The sequence below is a fragment of the Pseudocitrobacter cyperus genome (assembly GCF_039889165.1).
Taxonomy (GTDB): domain Bacteria; phylum Pseudomonadota; class Gammaproteobacteria; order Enterobacterales; family Enterobacteriaceae; genus Pseudocitrobacter; species Pseudocitrobacter cyperus.
Map to the genome: position 1 here is coordinate 279,541 of NZ_JAYMYY010000002.1, position 22,004 is coordinate 301,544.

Genomic DNA, 22,004 nt, shown 5'->3' on the forward strand with positions numbered 1-22,004 from the left:
GGCGCGTTAAGCGCCGTTTTCGTTTCTGTCGGTCAGGTTGGCGTTGCCCGGTGGCGCTTCGCTTACCGGGCCTGAAGCATCTTACTTCCAGATCCGCAACTCATCACTTTCCGGCGATGGCACCTTCGGCGCAGTTGGCAAACCCAGCGCATACCAGTCCAGATGACGCGTCAGGAACATCACGCCGCACAGCGCCATCAGCAGTACTCCCGTCCCTAACAGCAACGAACTCTCCTCTGAACGCAGAAGCCCCCACATCACGCCATCAAGCAGCAGCAACGCCAGCGTAAATAGCGCGCTGCTCCGCCAGCTTTTCAGCACCGCCTGCAGATACACTCCGTTCATCAGCGCACCGACCAGGCTCGCAGTTACCCATGCGCGGGTAAAGCCAATATGCTCCGACAACGCCAGCAGCAAAAAGTAGAACATCACCAGCGACAGCCCCACCAGCAGATACTGCATCGGGTGCATGCGCCGCCCGGTGAGCGCTTCCAGGACGAAAAAGGCCGTAAAGGTCAGGGCAATCAGTAATGGCGCATATTTCGTCGCGCGATCGGTCAGTTGATAGTGATCGGCGGGCGTTGCAACGGCTACGTTAAACGAAGGCAGGTCTGGCGAGGCAAATTTGTCGACATCAGTGAATCGTTCACCCAGATTATTGGCAAACCAGCTACTCTGCCAGCGCGCCTGAAAACCGGTGGGGCTGACCTCACGCTTCACGGGCAGGAAGTCGCCAATAAAGTTCGGATGCGGCCAGTTGCTGTTGAGTACAAATTCGCTGTTACGCCCAAGCGGAACCACGGAAAAATTGCCAGAGCCACTCAGCGAAAGGGAAAAATCGAGGGTAAATTTCTTCGGTGCGAGAGGGAAATCCGGTAACTGGACATGCAGCCCTTGTGACTCCCCGGCAAGCCCGGTACCGGGCTCCACCTTCAGCGGGGTGCCATCAAGGCTCGGAACATTCACCGCACCAATGCCGCGCGTATCACCCACGGCCATCACCATAAACGGTTTTCCTAAAGTGATATTGTCGTGATTGAGCGCTTCCAGCCGCGAGGTATCAAACTCAGCCTTAACGCTAACATCCGTTTTCCACACCAGCCCTTCATAAATACCCACTTTACGCGGTTCAACGTTCTGATTGCCCTCCACCATCAACGACTCCGGCAGCCAGAAATGGATAAAACTGCGCTTTTGCGGCACGTCATGATTGTTTTCCCGGGTGATATAAATTTCCGTCACCGGAATGGCAATCAATGGGCCAACCAGCCTCTGTGGGCCACTGGTGCTGCGGCTAATCGCCTCTTCCACCTCGCTACGGTAATCCGCGCGTTCAACAATCAGCCCTCTGACCACCATCAGCGGGATTAACAGCAACAACATCGTGCCAACCAGAGTAACGATTTTTACAGCCAGCGGTGATTTTGATTTCGACATAACCTTCTCCTTTGCAATGGCAGGAGAGTAAACGGGTTATGTGCGGTGAATTTGAAGTTATGTGAAGTGACGGTGAAGTGTGAGCGTCGCTTCCACCCCGCCCTGCTCGCGGTTGCATAACCGGGCGTCGCCCTGATGCAAACGCGCGACCTCGCTGACAAACGCCAGCCCCAGGCCACTGCTTTTATGGCCGTTCGCGCGGGGCAGCGAATAGAAGCGCTCGAAAATACGCGGCAAGGCAAAATCGGGAATACCGCTGCCAGTATCAATCACCTTCAGCAGCACGCTTTCGCCCCGCTCGTCGGCGCAAAGGGTGATACGCCCCTGCTCTGGCGTGAAATCAATGGCGTTATCCAGCAAATTGCCCATCGCCTGCATCAGTAATGCTTCATCCGCCGCCACGATCAGAGTTGTAGGTTCGACGTGCAGCGCAATTTGTTTCGTCGCCAGCGTGACGCTTCGCGACTCCTGTAGCTGGTTAAATAACGTCGTCACCGGAACCGGCGCAAGCGCGATCTCCTGCCGATTCTCCAGCCGTGCCTGGCGCAGCAGTGTTTCCACCAGCGCCTGCATTCGCGCATTCTGCTGGAGAATATTGTCAGTAAAGCGCGCGACAACTTCCGGCGGCGGCCCTTCACGTAAGATCTCCGCCGCACCGCGAATTGCCGCCAGCGGGCTTTTGAGTTCGTGAGTCAGGGCATAAACGTACTGCTCGATGTAGTTTTTACCTTCCAGCTTAACGCGCATACTTTCCAGCGCCTGCGCCAGCTTGCGCAGTTCGCTGCTGCCAGGGTCTGGTAATGGAACAGGCTGTTCAAGCGTCACCGAATCGGCGTAGTGCACCAGCTTACCGATAGAGCGGTTAATCCATAAAATCACCCCGCCGCCAATCAGCAGCGCGATGCCCAACAGCGCGCCCGCCGCCCACAGCATGCGATGCTCGCTGCGCTTAATCACCGGCGCCATGGCGGCGTTAGGTTTGCCGACGCTGAGCACACCGATTGTCTCTCCTCGATCAACAATCGGTGCAGCGACGTACATCACCGTGCTGTCTGGATCGCGGGGGTCTTGCGCGGTGCTACGCGCGCCATATTCGCCACGCAGCGTAAGCCAGACATCATTCCAGCGGGAGTAGTCCTGCCCGACAGCACGATTGGCCGAATCAAAGACCACCCGCCCCTGCGCATCGGTCATGTAGACGTGATATTCGTTGCGGACTTTCTGGATCCCGCCGATATTGGCGCGGAACGGTTGCGTATTCAACTGGCGAAAAGCCTGTGCCAGCTTGCCCTGCGTCGGGTTGCCCGCCAGCATATCGTCCCGCGCCAGCGCAGCCAGCAGTGTAGCGGTGTCGATCAGCGTGCCTTCCGTCGCCCGCCTCACGCCGGGCTTAATCTCCTGCACGAAGATCGACAACACGAACCACCCCGCCACCGCCACGATCAGGAAGTAGCCTAATAGTACGCGCATCCCGATGCGCATCAGGCTTTCACCAGACTGTAGCCGAGGCCGCGGTGGGTATTAACAGGCTGCCGTGATGGGTCAATCGCGCGCAGCTTGGCGCGCAGGGTTTTGATATGCGTATCCACAGTACGCTCGAAGCTTTCCGCCGCATCGCCCCAAACGATATCCATCAGTTGCTGGCGCGAGTACACGCGTCCTGGCGACAAAAGCAGTGTTTTCAGCAGCAGAAATTCATAACGCGTCAGCAGCAGCGGTTGGCCGCACCAACTGACCTGGGCGGCAAGTTCATCAAGAACAAAATCCCCCACGCGCACCTGTGCATGCGGCGTGGAAAATTTTTGCAGGCGACGCAAAATCGTGCGCACGCGGGCGCAGACTTCGCGCGGTGAAAAGGGTTTGGCAACGTAGTCATCCGCGCCGATTTCCAGCCCAAGCAGTTTGTCGACTTCGTCGCTGCGCGCGGTTAGAAACAACACCGGCAACGCCGCATGACGCGCCAGCAACTGTCGGCACAATTCAAAACCGCTGATATCCGGCAGCCCGACATCAAGAATGGCCAACTCGGGCAACTGGTGCCGGGCCGCTTCCAGCGCTGGCAGGCCACGCTCAAAAGCCCTGACGGTAAATCCCTCCTGTTGGAGCATATAGATAAGCGTGTCCGCAATGCTTATCTCATCCTCCACCAGCCAGATCAGCGGTCGTTCCATACACCTTCCTTGTTATTTACTCCATGGCATGATCGGCACTGCGCTAATGGCATTTTTCGGCGAGCCATCGACCACTTTATCGGAGTAGGTCAGATAGATCAGCGCATTACGTTTGCTGTCATAGAAACGTACCACCTGCAGCTTTTTAAAGACTAAAGAAGTCCGTTTCTGGAAAACCACTTCGCCCTGCGATTTGCCCTTTTTAATCTTATCTGAGAGCTCAATAGGCCCCACCTGCTGGCAGGAAATCGCCGCATCGGAGGTATCTTCCGCCAGCCCTAACCCACCTTTGATGCCACCGGTTTTCGCCCGGCTGATGTAGCAGGTGACGTTGGTAATATCAGGATCATCAAAGGCTTCCACGACGATTTTATGATCCGGGCCAAACATTTTGAAAACAGTATCTACGGAGCCAATTTGTTCCGCCTGGGCGCTAAAACCGCAGACGCTCAACAGCAGCCCCGCCATTAACTTCTTGTATTTCATATTGTTACCATTTCTGACGATTCTATTGAGTGATTATTCAACATTTCAGATATAAAGCATTGAAAGATCACAGCTTTACAAATATTACGCTGTAACCCATTGTAAAGCGCATGAATGAACAAAAAAAACACTGAATGCTAAAACATCAAAAAATGCTATTATCCGCTACCTTAATATCAGGTACCTATAATTTTAAGGACGAGGACATTATATGGATCAGGCTGGGATTATTCGCGATCTCCTTATATGGCTGGAAAGCCATCTGGATCAACCCCTGTCGCTTGATAATGTTGCGGCGAAAGCGGGCTATTCCAAGTGGCATCTACAGCGGATGTTCAAAGATGTCACAGGTCATGCCATTGGTGCTTATATTCGTGCGCGTCGCCTGTCGAAATCCGCCGTTGCACTGCGCCTGACCGCTCGCCCTATCTTAGACATTGCCCTGCAATATCGATTCGATTCACAGCAAACCTTCACCCGCGCCTTCAAAAAGCAGTTTGCTCAGACGCCTGCCCTTTATCGCCGCTCGCCGGACTGGAGCTCCTACGGCATGCGTCCGCCGCTGCGCCTGGGTGAATTTACCATGCCGCCGTATGAATACGTGACGCTGCCTGCCACACCGCTGGTTGGGGTGACGCAAAGTTATACCTGCAAGCTGGAAGAGATTTCCGAGTTCCGTCAGCAAATGCGTGTGCAATTCTGGCAGGAGTTCCTCGGCAACTCACCGTCTATCCCGCCGGTGCTTTACGGGCTGCATGAGCCGCGTCCGAGCCTTGAAAAAGATGATGAACAAGAGGTGTTCTACACCACTGCGGTGACGCCAGATATGGCTAACGGCCACCTTAACAATTCGCATCCGGTGACGCTGGAAGGCGGCGAGTACGTGATGTTCACCTACGAAGGGCTGGGAACCGGGTTACAGGAATTTATCCTGACGCTGTATGGCACCTGTATGCCGATGCTTAACCTGACCCGCCGCAAGGGGCTGGATATCGAACGCTTCTTCCCGCAGGATGAAGCGCGGGATCAGGAACCGCCAATTCAGCTACGCTGCGAATACCTGATCCCTATCCGTCGTTAACGCTGCAACTCATCTAACGCAGGGGCGTCCAGATGCGAGACGTCACCTGCGGTTTCTACTACCCATCCCGAAGCAAGCCAGGCACTCTGCTGGTGATCAATCCGTGAAATCGAGCAGTTACGCAGGCGCAGACGGCGCTCCGCATACGCGGGTAGACCGAGGATAGTGCTCACCAGGCAACCCAGCGCAATACCGTGGCTGACCAGCAGCGGACGACTTCCCGGCGGCAGTTCCAGACAGCTTTGCAGCGCGCCGTGCATGCGGTCGCTAAGCTCCTGCATCGACTCCCCTTCCGGGATGCGGCCATCCGGCGTGCCGTTCACCAACTGGCGACGCCACATCTCTTCTTCTGCCGTTAACGTGTCGATATGGCGCTGTTCCAGTACGCCCATATTCAGCTCGCGCAGGCGCGGGTCGGCGATCACTTCGCAGCCGCAGGCATCAGCGATGATCTCCGCCGTGCGACGAGTGCGCCCCAGATCGCTGGTAATGATATGGGTGATCCCCAGCGAGCGAACGCGATCGCCCACCTGCTTTGCCTGATCTTCCCCTTTTTGGGTCAGAGGGCTGTCAGACTGGCCCTGAATACGCCGTTCGGCGTTCCACTGCGTTTCGCCATGGCGAACAAGGTATACCTGTAACATGTCTTTATTCCGTATACTGCGGTGATGTTAAATCTTATGAGTTGTTCTGATTATGCACAATGTTGTCACAGCTACCACCAATCCAGCCAAAATTCAGGCAATTCTTGCGGCTTTTGAGCTGATCTACGGTGAAGGATCCTGCCATATTGACGCAATCTCCGTCGATAGCGGTGTGCCGGAGCAGCCGAATGGCAATGAAGAAACGCGGGCTGGCGCACGAAACCGCGTAGAGAACGCGCGCGCAATGCGTCCGGACGCCGATTTCTGGGTGGCGATTGAAGCAGGTATCGATGAAGGCAGCACCTTCAGTTGGGTGGTCATTGAAAACGCAGAACGCCGCGGCGAAGCGCGTTCCGCCACATTGCCGCTGCCGGAAGTCATTCTGGAGAAAGTGCGTGAAGGGGAAGCGCTGGGGCCGGTGATGTCGCACTACACCGGCATCGATAAAATTGGCCGCAAGGAGGGCGCGATTGGTGTCTTCACCAAAGGCACGCTGACCCGCAGCAGCGTTTACCATCAGGCGGTGGTGCTGGCGTTAAGCCCGTTCCATAACGCGATTTACGGGCAATAACGTGGCCGGATGGCGGATAAGCGAAGCGCTATCCGCCGTTGTTCACCGTTTTCGGCAGCGTCTGCTCCAGCCACTGACGCAATTCGGCCGGAGCCGATTTCAGGCTGTTTGAACCCCGCGTGATGGTTGCGATCCCCGCTCCCAGCTCCGACTTCAGCTCACGCTGGCTCATCTCTCCGCGCAGCAGTTCTTCGATGATACGCACGCGCGTACCCAGCGCTTCGCGTTCATCGGGCGTCATGATTAAGTCGAGTAAGGGCAGTGCGTGTTCATCAGCGTATGCCAGACGAAGCAGTTCAACAAAGCGAAGCCATTCCTGATGTCGCTGCTGGGCGACGGAGGCTGAATAAGGTGATTGTTGGGTCATAGTATGCCGCCATGTTATGGCGGATGGCACTGGGCCATCCGCTTACTGTACTCTTCAACGAGTACAGCATAACATAGTCATTAAGATCAGTAACGACGTTGCCACTCACTATCGCTAAAGATCGCCTCTTTTTCGCCCATAAAGTGACGATAATAGGCGTCATAAGCCAGCACGTTCTTCACATAACCGCGCGTTTCCGAGAAAGGAATACTTTCGACAAACGCGACCGGATCGATACGCCCTGCGCTGTTGCCAACCCAGGTACGCACACGCCCCGGCCCCGCGTTATAGGCGGCAGAAGAGAAGATGCGGTTGTTGCCAAACTGCTGGTAAACGTATTGCAGGTAGCTGGTGCCAATATTGATGTTGGTTTCCGGGTCAAGCAACTGGTTCTGGTTACTGTAGCCTGGAATATTGAACATTTTCACCGTGTGCGTCGCGGTCGCGGGCATGACCTGCATCAGGCCGCTGGCACCCACCGGCGATTTCACTTTCGGATTCCAGGCGCTCTCCTGGCGCGCAATCGCCATCGCGTAGCTTTGCGGAATATCTTTATCGGCGGTATAGCGTACAAAGAGGTCGTTATAAGCGGGCGGGAAGCGCTCTTTCAGGTTATCCCACAGCTTACCGGCGATGGTCGCCTGTACGCCGAGATCCCACCAGCGCTGATCGTAAGCGTAACGCGCCAGTTGCCCCTGCTCGTTCTTCGTGCGGCTGGTCACCAGGTTCGCCCATTCGCTGCGCGCGGTGTTATCCATGTTCCAGTACATCAACTCACGCACACGCGCCATCTCCGGGCCATTCACCAGCAACGGTGAAATCGTGCCCTGCGGCTCTTCAATACGCAGCGTGTAATCCTCGCCCAGACGCTGCGCCGCCACCATTGGGTAGAAGCCGCGTTGAGTCATTAACGATTTGAAGATCTCTTTGGCTTCGTCATCACGCCCGCGCTCCATCAGCAGGTCGGCCTGCCAGTAGCGCCATTCATCTTTTTCTTTGGCGTCCATCGGCAGACGCGCAAGCCAGGTGTTCAGCCCGCGGCGATCGCCTGTGCCCAGCGCCATGCGTACCCGACGCTCAATCAAAGACGTGGAGTTAGAACGCATAATCGCGTCATCACGCCATTTCTCCTGTTCGGAAGTGACATCCGACCCCATCAAGCGCCAGGCGACGATATCGCGCAGCGCCTGGGTTTGATCCTCATTCAACTGCTGCGCCTGCACAAGTGAAGGGATCATCAGACGCGCGTTTTCCGCATCCTGACGCGCGACGCTGGTAAACGCCACAGCCGCCATCGAGCGGGTGAAATCAGTCGCCCCTGTGCTACGGGCGAAGGTCAGCACATTGTTCGGATTGTTCGCAAGGTCGGTCACCGCCTGCGAAATGGTCTGGTAATCCGGCGGCATCTGCGATGCCAGCGCTTTCACCAGCGAAGTGTTCCCGGCATTCATTGCCAGGCGGATACGTTCCAGGTAGGCCAGGGGATCCTGAGTCCCGGAAGAGCGCCAGGCACTGAACAGCTTGTCACAGGCATTCGGCTGGCTTTTCCCCGTCAGCCACAGTTCCTTCGCACCGTCCCACGCCTGCTGGGTTTCCCCAACGTTATATTTTGCATAGTAGTAGTTACACTGCGCTTCGGTGGTGGCGGGTTTGTCCGGGCTGAAGGCCAGCAGGCCACGCCAGTCTTCGCGACGAGCCAACTCATTCACAAAACGGTTTTTGAGCGTGCGCGCAGGCGGCAGCGTTGGGTTATCCCGCACAAAATTGGTGACAGTCACTGCAGGGGTGTTCTTCAGGTCGCCGGAGAGCTGGCGATATTCGAGATAGGGATACAGCGGATAATCCCGCAAACCTGGCATCATCTGGCCCACGACATCCATCTGTTTGTTGTCCCAGGCCTGCTTAATTTGTGCGTAACGACTGCGCTGCTCGTCCAGTGAATCCGCGTGAGCCAGGTTGTTAAGTGACAACAGGCAAACACTGGCCGCTAATACGCGCCACGCCATTGGTTTGGCTTTTTTCACACGATCTTCCTCTAATCAATCCCATGTTGCAGCTTCATGCCGCGTATAAAACAACTCATTTTATGCTAACCATACATTAGGCAACGCGCCACGTTCTGGACACTTTTTTACGCTTTTTATGAGGTTATCGCCTCGCTGGGCTTAACGAACGAAAAAGGCTACACTTCGCCTTTGTATTCTTACCATCAAAATAAAAGAGGCGAAGTCCAACGTGGCTCAATTCGTTTATACCATGCATCGTGTCGGCAAAGTGGTTCCGCCGAAACGTCATATTCTGAAAAACATCTCACTGAGCTTCTTCCCTGGCGCAAAAATCGGTGTACTGGGCCTGAACGGCGCCGGTAAATCCACCCTGCTGCGCATCATGGCCGGTATCGATACCGACATCGAAGGCGAAGCACGTCCGCAGCCTGGTCTGAAAATTGGCTATCTGCCGCAGGAACCTCAGCTAAACCCAGAACATACCGTTCGTGAATCCGTTGAAGAAGCGGTTGCCGAAGTGGTTAACGCGCTGAAAGGCCTGGACGAAGTCTATGCCAAATATGCCGAGCCGGATGCCGATTTCGATAAACTCGCCGCGCAACAGGGCAAGTTCGAAGAAATTATTCAGGCGCACGATGGCCATAACCTGAACGTCCAACTGGAGCGCGCCGCCGATGCGCTGCGCCTGCCGGACTGGGATGCCAAAATCGCCACCCTTTCCGGTGGTGAACGCCGCCGCGTCGCGCTGTGCCGCCTGCTGCTGGAAAAACCAGACATGCTGCTGCTCGACGAACCGACTAACCACCTGGATGCTGAATCCGTCGCGTGGCTGGAACGCTTCCTGCACGACTTCGAGGGCACCGTTGTGGCAATCACCCACGACCGTTACTTCCTCGATAACGTGGCGGGCTGGATTCTGGAACTTGACCGCGGCGAAGGTATTCCGTGGGAAGGTAACTACTCCTCCTGGCTGGAACAGAAAGATCAACGTCTGGCGCAGGAAGCTTCTCAGGAAGCGGCGCGTCGTAAATCGATCGAGAAAGAGCTGGAGTGGGTACGTCAGGGCGCGAAAGGCCGCCAGTCTAAAGGCAAAGCGCGTCTGGCGCGTTTCGAAGAACTTAACAACGTTGAGTACCAGAAACGTAACGAAACCAACGAACTGTTTATTCCGCCTGGAGCACGTCTGGGGGATAAAGTGGTTGAAGTCAGTAACCTGCGTAAATCCTACGGCGATCGTGTGCTGATCGACGACCTGACTTTCTCAGTACCAAAAGGCGCGATTGTCGGTATCATCGGCCCGAACGGCGCGGGTAAATCGACGCTGTTCCGTATGATGTCGGGTCAGGAACAGCCTGATAGCGGTTCTATCACCCTGGGTGATACCGTGAAACTGGCGTCCGTGGATCAGTTCCGTGATGCCATGGATAACAGCAAAACCGTGTGGGAAGAAGTTTCCGGCGGGCTGGATATCATGAAAATCGGCAACACCGAGATGCCAAGCCGCGCCTACGTTGGTCGCTTTAACTTTAAAGGCGTCGACCAGGGTAAACGCGTGGGTGAGTTGTCCGGCGGTGAGCGCGGTCGTCTGCACCTGGCGAAGCTGTTGCAGGTAGGCGGCAACGTGCTGCTGCTCGATGAACCGACCAACGACCTGGATATCGAAACCCTGCGCGCGCTGGAAAACGCCCTGCTGGAGTTCCCGGGCTGCGCAATGGTTATCTCGCACGACCGCTGGTTCCTCGACCGTATCGCCACGCATATTCTGGATTACCAGGATGAAGGTAAAGTCGAGTTCTTCGAAGGTAACTTTACCGAATACGAAGAGTATAAGAAACGCACGCTGGGCGCAGACGCGCTGGAGCCGAAGCGTATCAAATACAAGCGTATTGCGAAGTAATGATGAAGATGCGCCGCCCGTTTTCACGGACGGCGCAGCAAGAAGGCGCTTATTAGCCAGACTTGATCTGCACCGAAAATGGCGGGGAAAACTTCCCGCCACCGGTTAGCGACTGACCAGATTCGCAAGCCAAAAACGCGGCAACCTCCCTGTGTTCATCTCGTATTCGCAATTCGTAAAGCGGCGAGCGAGTCAGATAAGTGAATATTAAATATCGCAACATGAGGCATAAAGCCCCAGACGCCTCCGTGATTTTACTCTCCACAGCGTAATTCCCCACTGATATTATTTTCATACATAAAACAAACAACAAAACAAATCACATTCACCTCACAGCTATTATAAATAAAACAAATAAAAACAAATCCGCGCGCCAAATATTATTACAAACATTCATTGCAATTCTGGAATAACAAGATTGAGATGCCAGATGGTCTATGCTACAAATGATCTCACCGAAAGAAATAGCGTCATATATTTAGCTCAAAAATATTAGTGAATACATTCTTCACTGTCGCTATATTCGGCATGCGTTAAAACCATTCATCATCGACATGAACAAAGGATTGATATGTCTTTTATTAATAAATATCACGATCACTCCCAACGTCCAAAACAGTAATAATTCACTTTACAAATATAAATTACGTTGGGAATTATGAAAACTAATAACACCTTTATTATTTGTCTTCTGCATCGCCTGAAAGCCTGGCGACACTGCATCTGCACGTTACCGTTTCAGCGCTATCTTGCGCATATTTTTATTACCGCGCCGATGGCTTTGCTGTTGATTTACCTGATGATATTCAGCCAGCCGCGCTACATGAGCGAATCTAAAGTGGCTGTAAAACGCCCCAATGAAATCGACAATTCCAGCCTGAACGTTGGCCTGCTGCTGGGGGCGTCTAACCCATCATCGGCGGAAGATTCCCTCTATTTAAAAGAGTATATCAACTCACCTGATATGCTGATGGCGCTGGATAAACGCCTGAATTTCCACCAGGCATTCAGCCAGAGCGGGTGGGATGTTTTTTTCCATCTTGCGGGTGACGCCACCACGGAAGAGTTCCTCGACTATTATCGCAGCCGAATTTCCATCGCTTATGACGAAAAATCGGGTCTGCTGAATATTCAGACCCAGGGTTTCACGCCGGAGTTTGCGCAGGCTTTTAACCTTGCGGTGCTGAAAGAGTCTGAGCGTTTTATCAACGAGCTTTCGCACCGTATTTCGCGCGAGCAAATGCAGTTTGCGGAAGAAGAGCTGCGCCAAACTCGCCAACGCCTTAACGAGAGCAAAAAACAACTGCTCGCCTATCAGAATAAAAATAACGTGCTCGACCCGGCCGCTTCCGCCGAAGCCGCAACCACGTTGGTGAATACGCTGATTGCCAAAAAAATCGAGATGGAAGCCGATCTGCGCAACCTGCTGACCTATCTACGCGCCGATGCGCCGCAGGTGGTCAGCACCAAAAACGCCATCAAGGCGTTGCAGGCGCAAATTGATGAAGAGCAAAGCAAAATCACCGCGCCGGAGGGGAAAAAGCTCAACAGCATGGCGGTCGATTTCGAAGAGATAAAAGGCACCGTGGCCTTCGATACGGATCTCTACGCCCTGGCGCTGAAAGCCCTTGAGAAAACGCGCATGGAAAGTGCGCGCAAGCTGAAGACCTTGTCGGTTATCAGTTCTCCGCAGCGCCCGGAGGAGTCGTCGTTCCCGAATATTCCCTACTTGTTAATCAGTTGGTTACTGGTGTGCGGCCTGCTATTTGGTACTGCCAAACTGCTGCTGGGCATTATTGAAGACCATAAAGACTGACGCTCGGAGCCATTTTTAACAGAGTACATTATGAAATTAGCCAAATCCGTATTTCTGCTTGCAGTACTTCACGTCGGGCAGGCTTTCGCGACAGGTGTCACCGCCAATCCGGAACTGACCGGTGCGGCGTCGTTATCGCCGTTACTCAGCGGGCAAAAATCGCCGGTGGTGAGCAATGGTTTTGATAACACGCCGCCGATGATGGAATCGCCAGCGCTAAGCCGCATGTTCGGGGCGCAATTGTTTAACGGCACCAGCGCCGACAGCGGCACCAGCATCGGTTTCAACCCGAGCTATGTCATTTCGCTGGGCGATACCGTTCAGGTGCGTCTGTGGGGGGCGTTTAATTTTGACGGCGCCCTGCCGGTCGACCCCAAAGGCAATATCTTTGTGCCGAATATCGGGCCGCTGAAAGTGGCGGGGGTGCCAAACGGGCAGCTTAATAGCCTGGTCACCGCGAAGGTGAAAGAGGTGTATCAGTCTAACGTCAATATCTATGCCTCGCTGTTGCAGGCACAGCCGGTAAAAGTGTTCGTGACCGGCTACGTCAAAAACCCCGGCCTGTACGGCGGCGTGGCATCCGACTCGCTGCTCTCTTACCTGAGCAAAGCGGGCGGCGTGGACAGCGAGCGCGGCAGCTATGTCGACATCGCCATCAAACGCGGGAAATCGACGCGTTCTCGCGTCAATCTGTATGACTTCCTGCTTAACGGTACGCTGAATCTGTCGCAGTTCTCAGATGGCGATACCATCGTTGTGGGCCCGCGCAAGTATACCTTCAGCGTGGATGGCGATGTTTACAACAGCTACGATTTCGAATTTGCCAGCAGCGCCATTTCAGTGGATGAAGCGCTGAGCTGGGCACGGCCAAAACCGGGCGCCACCCACTTCACCATCGTCCGCCAACAGGGCACAGTCAAACGCACGGAATATTATCCCCTGAGCGGAGCCGCTGGCCGCACGTTGCAGGATGGCGACAAACTGATCGTCAGTTCTGACCGCTACGCGGGCACCATCCAGGTACGCATTGAAGGCGCACACTCCGGCGAACACGCGCTGGTGCTGCCGTATGGCGCAAGCATGAAGCAGGTGCTTGCGCAGTTGCGCCCGAACAGCATGTCGCAGATGAACAGCATTCAGCTTTATCGCCACTCTGTCGCCATCCGGCAAAAAGAGATGCTCAACCTTGAGTTACAAAAGCTGGAACAGGCATCGCTTTCTTCCCAGTCGTCCACCCAGGAAGAAGCCCAGCTTCGTATGCAGGAAGCGCAACTGGTCAGCCGTTTTGTCGCCAAAGCGCGCCAGGTGGTACCGAAAGGCCAGGTGGTGCTGAACGAGAAAAATATCGATTCGGTGCTGCTGGAGGATGGCGACGTCATCAGCATTCCGGAGAAAACCTCGCTGGTGATGGTGCACGGCGAAGTGCTGTTTCCAAACGCCATCAGTTGGCAAGAGAAACTCGATGCCGACGACTACATCGAGAAATGCGGTGGTCTGACGCAGAAATCGGGTCAGTCGAAAATCATCGTTATCCATCAGGACGGCTCCGCAGTGGATGCTGACAGTGTCGGCGCCCTGGCGGCAGGTGATGAAATCATGGTTCTGCCGAAGTACGAGTCGAAAAACATCGAAGTGACGCGCGGCATCTCTACCATCCTTTATCAACTGGCGGTGGCGGCGAAAGTCATTCTGGATATTTAACGCGCGAATGCAGGGAGCGTTATGATCGGCGTCTATTCCTCGGGGATTTGGAAAATTCCCCATCTGAGCCAGCTACTCGGCAAGCCCTGCCGTAAGTTATCTGCCAGCGGCGTCATCCCCGGCGATATCTCCGCCGTCGCCGTCTGGGGAATGAAAGACAACACCGCCCTGCCCGCGGCAAAAGCGAGAGCCGCCGACAGATCGTTGCTGCGCCTGGAGGATGGTTTTATCCGCTCCCTTGGCCTGGGAGTGAATGGCCATCCGCCGCTCTCTATCGTGGTCGATGATTTAGGCATTTACTACGACGCCAGCCGCCCGAGCCGGCTCGAACGGCTGATCCACGAAGAGTGCAAAGAGAATGCCTTCGCAGACCAGGCGCAAGCGGCCATTGATCTGATCGTGAGCGGCGATTTATCGAAGTACAACCATGCGCTGCCCTTCTCAAGCGTCGCGCACATCAGGCCGATTGTGCTGGTGATAGACCAGACGCACGGCGATGTATCAGTCACCCTTGGCGGAGCATCGGCGCAGAGCTTCAGCAACATGCTGGCCGCCGCCTGTGACGAAAATCCGGATGCCGAGATTTGGGTAAAAACCCACCCCGATGTGCTAAGTGGCAAAAAACAGGGCTATTTTACCCACAGCTTCAGCGACCCGCGCATTCGCCTGTTTACCCAGGACGTCAGCCCACAATCGCTGCTGCGCTGTGCAAGCCATATCTATACCGTCACCTCGCAGTACGGTATTGAGGCGCTGATGGCCGGGAAACCAGTAACCTGCTTCGGCCTGCCATGGTATGCCGGATGGGGGCTAACGGACGATCGTCACCCGCTGGCCGCGTCGCTGGCTGGCAGACGCGGCCAGGCGACACTGCGGCAACTGATCGGCGCGGCACTGCTGCGTTATCCGCGCTATCTCAACCCCAACACGCATAAACGCGGGACATTGTTCGACGTGCTGCAAGCGCTCCAGCTTCAGCGCCAGCACATGATTTCGCGCAGCGGCCATCTTTGGGTTCCCGGCCTGACACTGTGGAAGAGCGCCATCATGAAAACCTTCCTCAAAACGCCGGAAAACAATCTGAATTTCAGTAAGAAATCGCCTGCGGCTACCGCCTGTGTCGTGTGGGGCGTAAACGGCGAAGCCAAATTCAGCCAGGCGGCACACACGCAAAACCTGCCGATATGGCGTATGGAGGACGGTTTTCTGCGCTCAAGCGGGCTGGGCTCCGACCTGCATATGCCGCTGTCGCTGGTGCTCGACAAAACCGGCATTTACTACGACGCCCGCCGCGCCAGCGACCTGGAAACCTTGCTTAATCACTCTGCGCTGCGCGCCGATCAACGCGCACGCGCGCTCGCGCTTCAGCAGACGCTGGTCAACAACAAGCTCAGTAAATATAACCTCGGCAAAGGCTGGCAACGGCCCGACGCAGCCGCAGGTAAACGCCTGCTGCTGGTTCCCGGCCAGGTGGAGAACGACGCCTCAATCGCGACAGGCACCGTTGATATTCAAAGCAACCTGGCGCTGCTGCGCACCGTGCGCGAGCGTAACCCGGACGCGTTCATCGTCTATAAGCCTCACCCCGACGTGCTGGCGGGCAATCGCCCCGGCCTCATCAATGCTGAGGTGATGGCGCAACTGGCGGATTGCGTGGCGCTGGATGCCGACATTATCGACTGCATTACCGCCTGCGATGAACTGCACACCATGACGTCGCTTTCCGGGTTTGAATCGCTGATGCATGGCAAAACCGTGTACTGCTACGGCCTGCCCTTTTATGCGGGATGGGGGCTAACGCACGATGAACACGCCTGCCCACGCCGCAGCCGCACGCTTACGCTGGAAGACCTGATTTACCAGACGCTGGTGGTTTACCCCACCTATATCCATCCACATGAGAAGAGCCTGATCCCGGTGGAAGAGGCGGCGGCGTGGCTGATGGAGCAGACGAGGCCAGAAACGATCGCGAGGAAAAAAGCCGGACGCATCACGCGATGGGTGCGCAAGGGCGTGAACCTTTACCGGGTGAAATTCAATTAATTAGCGAGGGCTGAGGCATGGACAGCACAGCAATGAGCAAATTACTGGCGGGTAAACGCTATCTGCTTCTGCAGGGGCCGATGGGGCCGTTCTTTGCCGACCTGGCCGACTGGCTGGAGAGCAAAGGCCGCGAAGCGATGAACGTGGTCTTTAACGGCGGCGATCGTTTTTACTGTCGTCATCGCCCGATGCTGCAATATGACCAGACGCCCGAACATTTTGCCCACTGGCTGAAAGAGACCTGGAAAACCTATCCCTTTGATACGTTAGTCTGTTTTGGTGATTGCCGACCGCTGCACCAGGCCGCCCGTCAATGGGCGCAGGCCAAAGGGCTACGTTTTCTGGCGTTTGAAGAGGGATACCTGCGCCCGCACTTTATTACTCTCGAAGAGGGCGGCGTAAACGCTTACTCCTCCCTGCCCCGCGACCCGGAGTTTTATCGCCATCTGCCCGAGTTGCCGCCGCGCACTATCCAGCCGTTAAAACCTTCGACCCGCTTACGCTGCTGGCATGCGGCCTGGTACTACTGGGAAGGCTGGATACACCGCCACGACTACCCACTTTATCGACACCATAAATCATTCTCGCCGTGGTACGAGATGCGCTGCTGGCTCCGCGCCTGGCGGCGCAAGCACTGGTATGCGTTTAAAGAGCGCGATGTTCTTCCTCGCCTGCAAACGCAACTGAGTAAACGCTATTACCTCGCAATTTTGCAGGTATATAACGACAGCCAGATCCGCAACCACAGCGGCTATGCTGACGTGCGCGATTACATTAACGATGTGATGTACTCCTTTGCCACCAAAGCGCCCACCACCAAATATTTAGTGTTTAAGCACCATCCGATGGATCGCGGTCATCGGTTATATCGCCCGCTTATCGATGAGCTCAGTGAGAAATATGGCATTCGCAACCGGGTGCTGTACGTGCACGATCTCCCGATGCCGGAAATGCTGAAGCATGCCAAAGCGGTGGTAACAATTAACAGTACGGCGGGCCTGTCGGCGTTGATCCACCACAAGCCGCTGAAGGTGATGGGCGATGCCCTGTACGATATAAAAGGCTTAACGTATCAGGGGCATCTTAATCAGTTCTGGACGGCGGAGTTTAAGCCGGATATGGGGTTGTTGGCGAGGTTTCGTAGTTATCTGCTGGACAGGACGCAGATAAATGCGGTGTTTTATGGGAAAGATGCAAGTATAAACAATAATATTCAAGCACATCGTATTCTGTCACCGACGAGCAAAAATATTGACATATACTAATTTGCTTCATACGTAAAATATCCAACCCCACTGAGTAGTATCCTAGCACGAAATTAGTTTTTATTCTCACTGTCTTTTCTTTTCCATCCGAACATAAATTGCTCCTTAAAAAAATGGACTCTTTATGAACATCCTCAATATCGAAAAATTGCTCACAGGACACGTTGACCTCTGAAATTGTTTTCCTTAAATATAAAACACTTCCAAGCAACAAGTTAATTAAGACTTATGAATTATCAAAAAAACATATAACTTGAATAGCCTTCAACCAAACATATAGCTCAAACATTATGCATTAATAAAAAACACGCCCTATAAATTTTAGGGTTTTGTATTTTGAATCTAAGAAAAATCTCTTTGGGTCTTTTTTAAATTTGGCTATTTTTTTGTTTCCCGTGGGTGGTGCAGCAGAAACTGCCTTATTCTCTTTAATTACAGATTTGGGTTTTGATGGATTTTTAGGAGGAATAACTGGCACATCTTCACGACTTTTTTGTTGAGATTGCTTCTCAGAAGAACCCTCTAATTTCACTAATGGAATAGGTGGAACCAAAAACAATTTACGCTCTAATGCTAAAATGCCAGAATTAAAAACAGAGATCAATTTCTTCTCTAATGTTTTTACGAGGAAAATCTCGAAGGAATTGTATTCTTCTATTGTTAAATATGGATTAAGCTTATTATGTTTATATTGTTCAATGAATAAATCAATGTCATCATAATCATAGGTGAAGGATTTTTTACCATAAAAAGCATCACCAAACTGAATTGGTTTTAAACCAATAAAAGCAGCCTCAATTGCAGATTGAGAACATAAAGTCACGATATGCTTAGACTGTCGCATTAAATCGTATAAATTAAAGTCCTCTGTCAAATAAATTCTTTCTTGCAACTCTGTCGGCAAGTTATTAACATACTCATTCAGCTCATCGTAAGTCAATGCTGTTTTAACATTACTTTTATTTCTCTCCCATGGATGTGCCTTAAAAACTACAAAACTATCTGTTTCTCTTAGCAACGAGTCAATAATCTCAATGTAAAAAGAAATAGTCGACAGATATTTATTTGCTGTACATATTATTGAAAAGTCATTCACCACTTGACCTATAATAGTAATAACATCCTTATTTTTTGCTGGGAGCACCTCAGAAAATGTTGATTTTTTAACATTCTTATTATTAGATAAAATTACTTTATTTATAGCCTTTATTCTCAGCCTATCAAGTTCATCACTAGTCTCATCAAGCCTAATAGAATTAAAGTAATTTTCATACTTTAAATCACTATTATTTGGAATAGGCTCATATTTTTCCTCAAGATAATATTCATTACCTGTAAAAAAATGTTCCATTACTAATGGTGTTGATGGGTGTGTTTTTAATATCTCAAGCAATGCTCTATTGTATATTTGAGCACCTGAAAAAATTAAAACATATGTATGGTTGCTTACTTTATTTAAAGTGTTTTTCCAGAAATCACACCAAGACCATGCTGCACACATGTTTAAAATTAGTGAATCATGGTCAACTTCATTCATGATATTAATCAATTCTTTTTTATTAGGAAATGAATTGATTTTATTCCTAAAATCTTTTTTTGGAAGATAATAAGTCAACGCTTCGTCACGACAGACATCAAACAAATTAATCCCATCAATCTTGAATACCTCAAGCTCTTCTTCATTCTTATCTTTCAATATATCAAAATATGGTGATAACTCCTCAGCAAAAGAGCTATAATCGCCAAAGGCAGCCACCCAACTATTTCTTTCTTCAATAAACGTATGCTTAATTTTGTTTCTCTTAATAAAATCGAATAAACTTTTAAAATTTCTAGCATGGAAGTGAACACTATCTGGAAACAACAAACTTATATTTTTCATTATTGCCTCGTTAAAATTAAATTGTTGATTTGTAATGTTTAGAGGTTAACTCCATTACTTCTCGCCAGCTCATCGCACTATTTTTCTTTTCAAGAGATCCGCTTAGCAAAGATAAGTAATTATTTTTAATTGTGAATTTATTTATATTTTCAGAGTCAACATTAACATCGCCAGTAAGAATTATTCCATTCACTCCATCCTCAACATAATCCTTTGACATTCCAATTGGGGTTGTGATAATAGGTGTTGCGGAAAAAATGGCCTCAGGAATGTTCGCAGGCCCCCCTTCAAACAAGCTAGTCACAAGCAGAAAATTCAATTTCCTATATAAATCCCCAAAGCAGTAATATGGCAATCTTTCATAACAATAAGATTCAAACCCTAACGACATTGCTTTTTGGGAAGATATAGTTCTTCCTTCGCCTACAAAAATAAACCTAACAAGACGAGAGTCTAGTCTTTTCATTAATTCAAAGAAATATGCCTCACCTTTGACCTTACGACCATATCTTTTAGATAAAATGCCTATAGTTAGTTTGTCATCGACAGGTTTGGTATTATACTCATACCTGAATACTTCAGAATTGTATCCATGAGGTACTAACCTAGTTTGTTTAATACCCTTTAAATGCAAAAAATCTTGCTGTGTCTTATTTAGGCATAGTACTAACTTCGCTTCAGCATATCTTTCATGAAATTTTTCATATTGGAGCCATTCATCCGTATCATTAAGATCGTGATGCACTGTAACAATAGATTTTTTTCTAAGTTTTTTTTCTAAATGAGCTCGGTGATAATGATAGAGATCAGCATTGTGTATTGGAGTTTCAGAATCAATAACCCTGATATCCTCATCACAAAAAAGTCTATAGTAATCAAGCAGGTCAGTAAAAATTCCACTTTTAACACTTGATGACATAACATGGTTAACAAGAATTGTCATATTATCTATGTACCCTAATGATTATAAATTAACAAGATTCAATCTCATGCAGGTAATTATCAATTGCATCATCCACTGAATTATAGATAATCACATTGTTATTCAATCCTATATAAAAGGCTAAATCACAAAACTCTTTTAATGAATTAAGGCTATGTGAAACCATAATGAATGAGGACACCGCATGTCTTGATTTAAACAACTCCGCACACTTCTGCTTAAACCGGGCATCCCCTACCGCCGTTACTTCGTCCACCAGATAATAATCAAACTTAAACGCCATACTCAGCCCAAATCCCAACCTTGAGCGCATCCCGGACGAATAAGTTTTAATCGGCATATCAAAGTATTTCCCCAGTTCGGCGAACTCTTCGACAAAAGCGACTTTCTCTTTCAGCTCCTCGCGCGTGGCGTACAGGCGCGCCACAAACTTCACATTCTCGCGCCCGGTCAGGCTACCCTGAAAACCGCCCGCCAGCCCGACAGGCCAGGAGATGGTGCTGTCGGTGATAATCCGCCCACTGTCAGGCCTGTCGATACCGCCAATCATGCGCAGCAGCGTCGATTTTCCCGCGCCGTTGCGGCCAATGATCGCCACACTTTTGCCGCTCGGCAGTTCGATGTTGAGATCTTTAAACACGTAATGCCGCCCCTGTGGCGTGGGGTAGGATTTAGACAGGTTCTCAATACGGATCATGATGTCAGCATCGCCTCTTCATTGCGGCGATACACCGCCAGCCCCAGAAACAGCACCACCAGCGTACAAAGCGCCAGATACGGCAGATTCACGCCCTCGCTGACGTAGTTCGCCACCACGCATTCACGGCTCAGTTCGACGATATGCACAATCGGGTTCCACAGCATATACGGCCAGTAATCGCGCGGAATGGCATGCAGGGGAAACATAATGCAGGAGACAAAATAGAGCGGCTTAATCAGGATCGGCAAAAACTTCTCCGTCTCCGGGAAGGCATTCCCTACCACCATAAAGATGAGCCCTACACCGCATGAGAAAATCACCAGCAGCAACCAGGTGAGGATGAGCGTCACCAGGCGGGTAACGGCGAAGGTTTCCCCGGCAAAGCCAACGATGGCCATCAGCACGATATAAACGCAGCCGTAAATCAGGCTTTCGAGCAATGCGCGGGCGATGATGGTGTCTATGGGCTTAACGGGACGATAGTTGAACAGCCCCTGGTTGGCCTCGATGGCGCCAATCGAGCGCGTGGTGATATTGCTGAAAAGAAAGTAAGGCACGATGCCGTTAATCAGAAACACCGGGAAAGAGATATCCGGCATGGTGCGATGCATAATAAAACCGAATACTGCCAGCATCACCAGCATATGCGCCGCCGGTTCCAGCACCGCCCAAAAATAGCCTAAACGGTATTTCCCGAATCGGGTTTTAATTTCGTGAAGGAAGAGCGCACTCACGGCGGCTCGTTGAACGTCAATACCACTTCTGGCCATGGTTTATCCGATAGTTGAATCAGGCACGCTACCGCCTCTGGCTTCAGGCTGCCAGAGAGCCGATAATGAGTAAAACGTATGAAGGGAGATAACAGGCGGGGAATGCGTGAGGGTGCTGCAGAAATCCATTTTTCACTGCAATAAATAAATCAACATCATTCCCTTGATGTATAATTCAGGAACATCCCAACGAGCATAATGTAGACCGAAACAGAAGAAGTTCC

19 protein-coding genes are annotated in these 22,004 nt (G+C 51.7%); 7 read left to right on the top strand and 12 right to left on the bottom strand.

Features of this window, described 5'->3' with window-relative positions:
- Positions 1 to 81: 81 nt before the first annotated feature.
- Genes creD through creA form a run of 4 tightly spaced genes read right to left on the bottom strand, consistent with a single transcriptional unit; the run spans position 82 to position 4,094 of the window.
- A complete protein-coding gene (gene creD / locus VSR74_RS10065; RefSeq protein WP_347794602.1) occupies positions 82 to 1,437 on the bottom strand; it encodes a cell envelope integrity protein CreD in 1,356 nt (451 codons plus the stop codon).
- Positions 1,438 to 1,494: 57 nt separating this feature from the next.
- Positions 1,495 to 2,919, bottom strand: a complete 1,425-nt coding sequence (gene creC / locus VSR74_RS10070) for a two-component system sensor histidine kinase CreC (RefSeq protein ID WP_347794603.1) — start codon at positions 2,917 to 2,919, stop codon at positions 1,495 to 1,497.
- Positions 2,919 to 3,608 carry a two-component system response regulator CreB gene (creB, locus tag VSR74_RS10075; RefSeq protein ID WP_347794604.1) on the bottom strand — a complete coding sequence of 230 codons (690 nt, stop codon included), beginning with the start codon at positions 3,606 to 3,608 and terminating at the stop codon, positions 2,919 to 2,921. The genes creC and creB overlap by 1 nt, the downstream gene beginning before the upstream one ends.
- A 12-nt stretch (positions 3,609 to 3,620) precedes the next feature.
- On the bottom strand, positions 3,621 to 4,094 hold the full coding sequence (gene creA / locus VSR74_RS10080; protein ID WP_347794605.1) for a protein CreA: 474 nt from the start codon (positions 4,092 to 4,094) through the stop codon (positions 3,621 to 3,623).
- Positions 4,095 to 4,305: 211 nt separating this feature from the next.
- On the opposite strand from creA, the gene robA reads away from it, so the two are divergent.
- The gene (gene robA, locus VSR74_RS10085) at positions 4,306 to 5,175 is read left to right on the top strand and encodes an MDR efflux pump AcrAB transcriptional activator RobA (RefSeq protein ID WP_347794606.1); all 870 of its coding nucleotides are present in this window, start codon (positions 4,306 to 4,308) and stop codon (positions 5,173 to 5,175) included.
- On the opposite strand, the gene gpmB is transcribed toward robA, so the two are convergent.
- Positions 5,172 to 5,819 (bottom strand): 2,3-diphosphoglycerate-dependent phosphoglycerate mutase GpmB, encoded by a 648-nt coding sequence (gpmB, locus tag VSR74_RS10090; RefSeq protein ID WP_347794607.1) that lies wholly within the window; start codon positions 5,817 to 5,819, stop codon positions 5,172 to 5,174. The two genes, robA and gpmB, sit on opposite strands and share 4 nt — an antisense overlap.
- A gap of 52 nt (positions 5,820 to 5,871) precedes the next feature.
- Between gpmB and yjjX the strand changes: the two genes are divergently transcribed.
- Positions 5,872 to 6,390 carry an inosine/xanthosine triphosphatase gene (yjjX, locus tag VSR74_RS10095; RefSeq protein WP_347794608.1) on the top strand — a complete coding sequence of 173 codons (519 nt, stop codon included), beginning with the start codon at positions 5,872 to 5,874 and terminating at the stop codon, positions 6,388 to 6,390.
- A 28-nt stretch (positions 6,391 to 6,418) separates the two neighbouring features.
- Here the strand turns inward: yjjX and trpR are convergent, their stop codons facing one another.
- On the bottom strand, positions 6,419 to 6,757 hold the full coding sequence (gene trpR, locus VSR74_RS10100; protein WP_347794609.1) for a trp operon repressor: 339 nt from the start codon (positions 6,755 to 6,757) through the stop codon (positions 6,419 to 6,421).
- Between the two features lie 86 nt (positions 6,758 to 6,843).
- Positions 6,844 to 8,781 carry a murein transglycosylase gene (sltY, locus tag VSR74_RS10105; RefSeq protein ID WP_347794610.1) on the bottom strand — a complete coding sequence of 646 codons (1,938 nt, stop codon included), beginning with the start codon at positions 8,779 to 8,781 and terminating at the stop codon, positions 6,844 to 6,846.
- A 211-nt stretch (positions 8,782 to 8,992) separates the two neighbouring features.
- Between sltY and ettA the strand changes: the two genes are divergently transcribed.
- Positions 8,993 to 10,660 (top strand): energy-dependent translational throttle protein EttA, encoded by a 1,668-nt coding sequence (gene ettA / locus VSR74_RS10110; protein WP_149463005.1) that lies wholly within the window; start codon positions 8,993 to 8,995, stop codon positions 10,658 to 10,660.
- Between the two features lie 52 nt (positions 10,661 to 10,712).
- Here the strand turns inward: ettA and VSR74_RS23245 are convergent, their stop codons facing one another.
- Positions 10,713 to 10,955 carry a Hok/Gef family protein gene (locus VSR74_RS23245; protein WP_411914252.1) on the bottom strand — a complete coding sequence of 81 codons (243 nt, stop codon included), beginning with the start codon at positions 10,953 to 10,955 and terminating at the stop codon, positions 10,713 to 10,715.
- Positions 10,956 to 11,318: 363 nt separating this feature from the next.
- On the opposite strand from VSR74_RS23245, the gene VSR74_RS10120 reads away from it, so the two are divergent.
- From VSR74_RS10120 to VSR74_RS10135, 4 genes are read left to right on the top strand one after another with little or no spacing between them, the layout of a single operon-like run.
- The gene (locus VSR74_RS10120; RefSeq protein WP_347794611.1) at positions 11,319 to 12,476 is read left to right on the top strand and encodes a capsule biosynthesis protein; all 1,158 of its coding nucleotides are present in this window, start codon (positions 11,319 to 11,321) and stop codon (positions 12,474 to 12,476) included.
- Positions 12,477 to 12,506: 30 nt separating this feature from the next.
- Positions 12,507 to 14,177: a polysaccharide biosynthesis/export family protein gene (locus tag VSR74_RS10125; RefSeq protein ID WP_347794612.1), complete on the top strand. Its 1,671-nt coding sequence runs from the start codon at positions 12,507 to 12,509 to the stop codon at positions 14,175 to 14,177.
- Positions 14,178 to 14,198: 21 nt separating this feature from the next.
- The gene (locus VSR74_RS10130) at positions 14,199 to 16,220 is read left to right on the top strand and encodes a capsular polysaccharide biosynthesis protein (RefSeq protein WP_347794613.1); all 2,022 of its coding nucleotides are present in this window, start codon (positions 14,199 to 14,201) and stop codon (positions 16,218 to 16,220) included.
- A gap of 17 nt (positions 16,221 to 16,237) precedes the next feature.
- Positions 16,238 to 17,485, top strand: coding sequence for a capsule biosynthesis protein (locus tag VSR74_RS10135; RefSeq protein WP_347794614.1), 1,248 nt, complete (start codon positions 16,238 to 16,240; stop codon positions 17,483 to 17,485).
- A 295-nt stretch (positions 17,486 to 17,780) separates the two neighbouring features.
- On the opposite strand, the gene VSR74_RS10140 is transcribed toward VSR74_RS10135, so the two are convergent.
- Genes VSR74_RS10140 through VSR74_RS10155 form a run of 4 tightly spaced genes read right to left on the bottom strand, consistent with a single transcriptional unit; the run spans position 17,781 to position 21,780 of the window.
- Positions 17,781 to 19,367 (bottom strand): capsular polysaccharide export protein, LipB/KpsS family, encoded by a 1,587-nt coding sequence (locus VSR74_RS10140; RefSeq protein WP_347794615.1) that lies wholly within the window; start codon positions 19,365 to 19,367, stop codon positions 17,781 to 17,783.
- A 16-nt stretch (positions 19,368 to 19,383) separates the two neighbouring features.
- Positions 19,384 to 20,310, bottom strand: coding sequence for a glycosyltransferase (locus VSR74_RS10145; RefSeq protein ID WP_347794616.1), 927 nt, complete (start codon positions 20,308 to 20,310; stop codon positions 19,384 to 19,386).
- Positions 20,311 to 20,338: 28 nt separating this feature from the next.
- Positions 20,339 to 21,007, bottom strand: a complete 669-nt coding sequence (locus tag VSR74_RS10150; protein ID WP_347794617.1) for an ABC transporter ATP-binding protein — start codon at positions 21,005 to 21,007, stop codon at positions 20,339 to 20,341.
- The gene (locus VSR74_RS10155; protein ID WP_347794618.1) at positions 21,004 to 21,780 is read right to left on the bottom strand and encodes an ABC transporter permease; all 777 of its coding nucleotides are present in this window, start codon (positions 21,778 to 21,780) and stop codon (positions 21,004 to 21,006) included. Before VSR74_RS10155 ends, VSR74_RS10150 begins: the two co-directional genes overlap by 4 nt.
- Positions 21,781 to 22,004 lie beyond the last annotated feature (224 nt).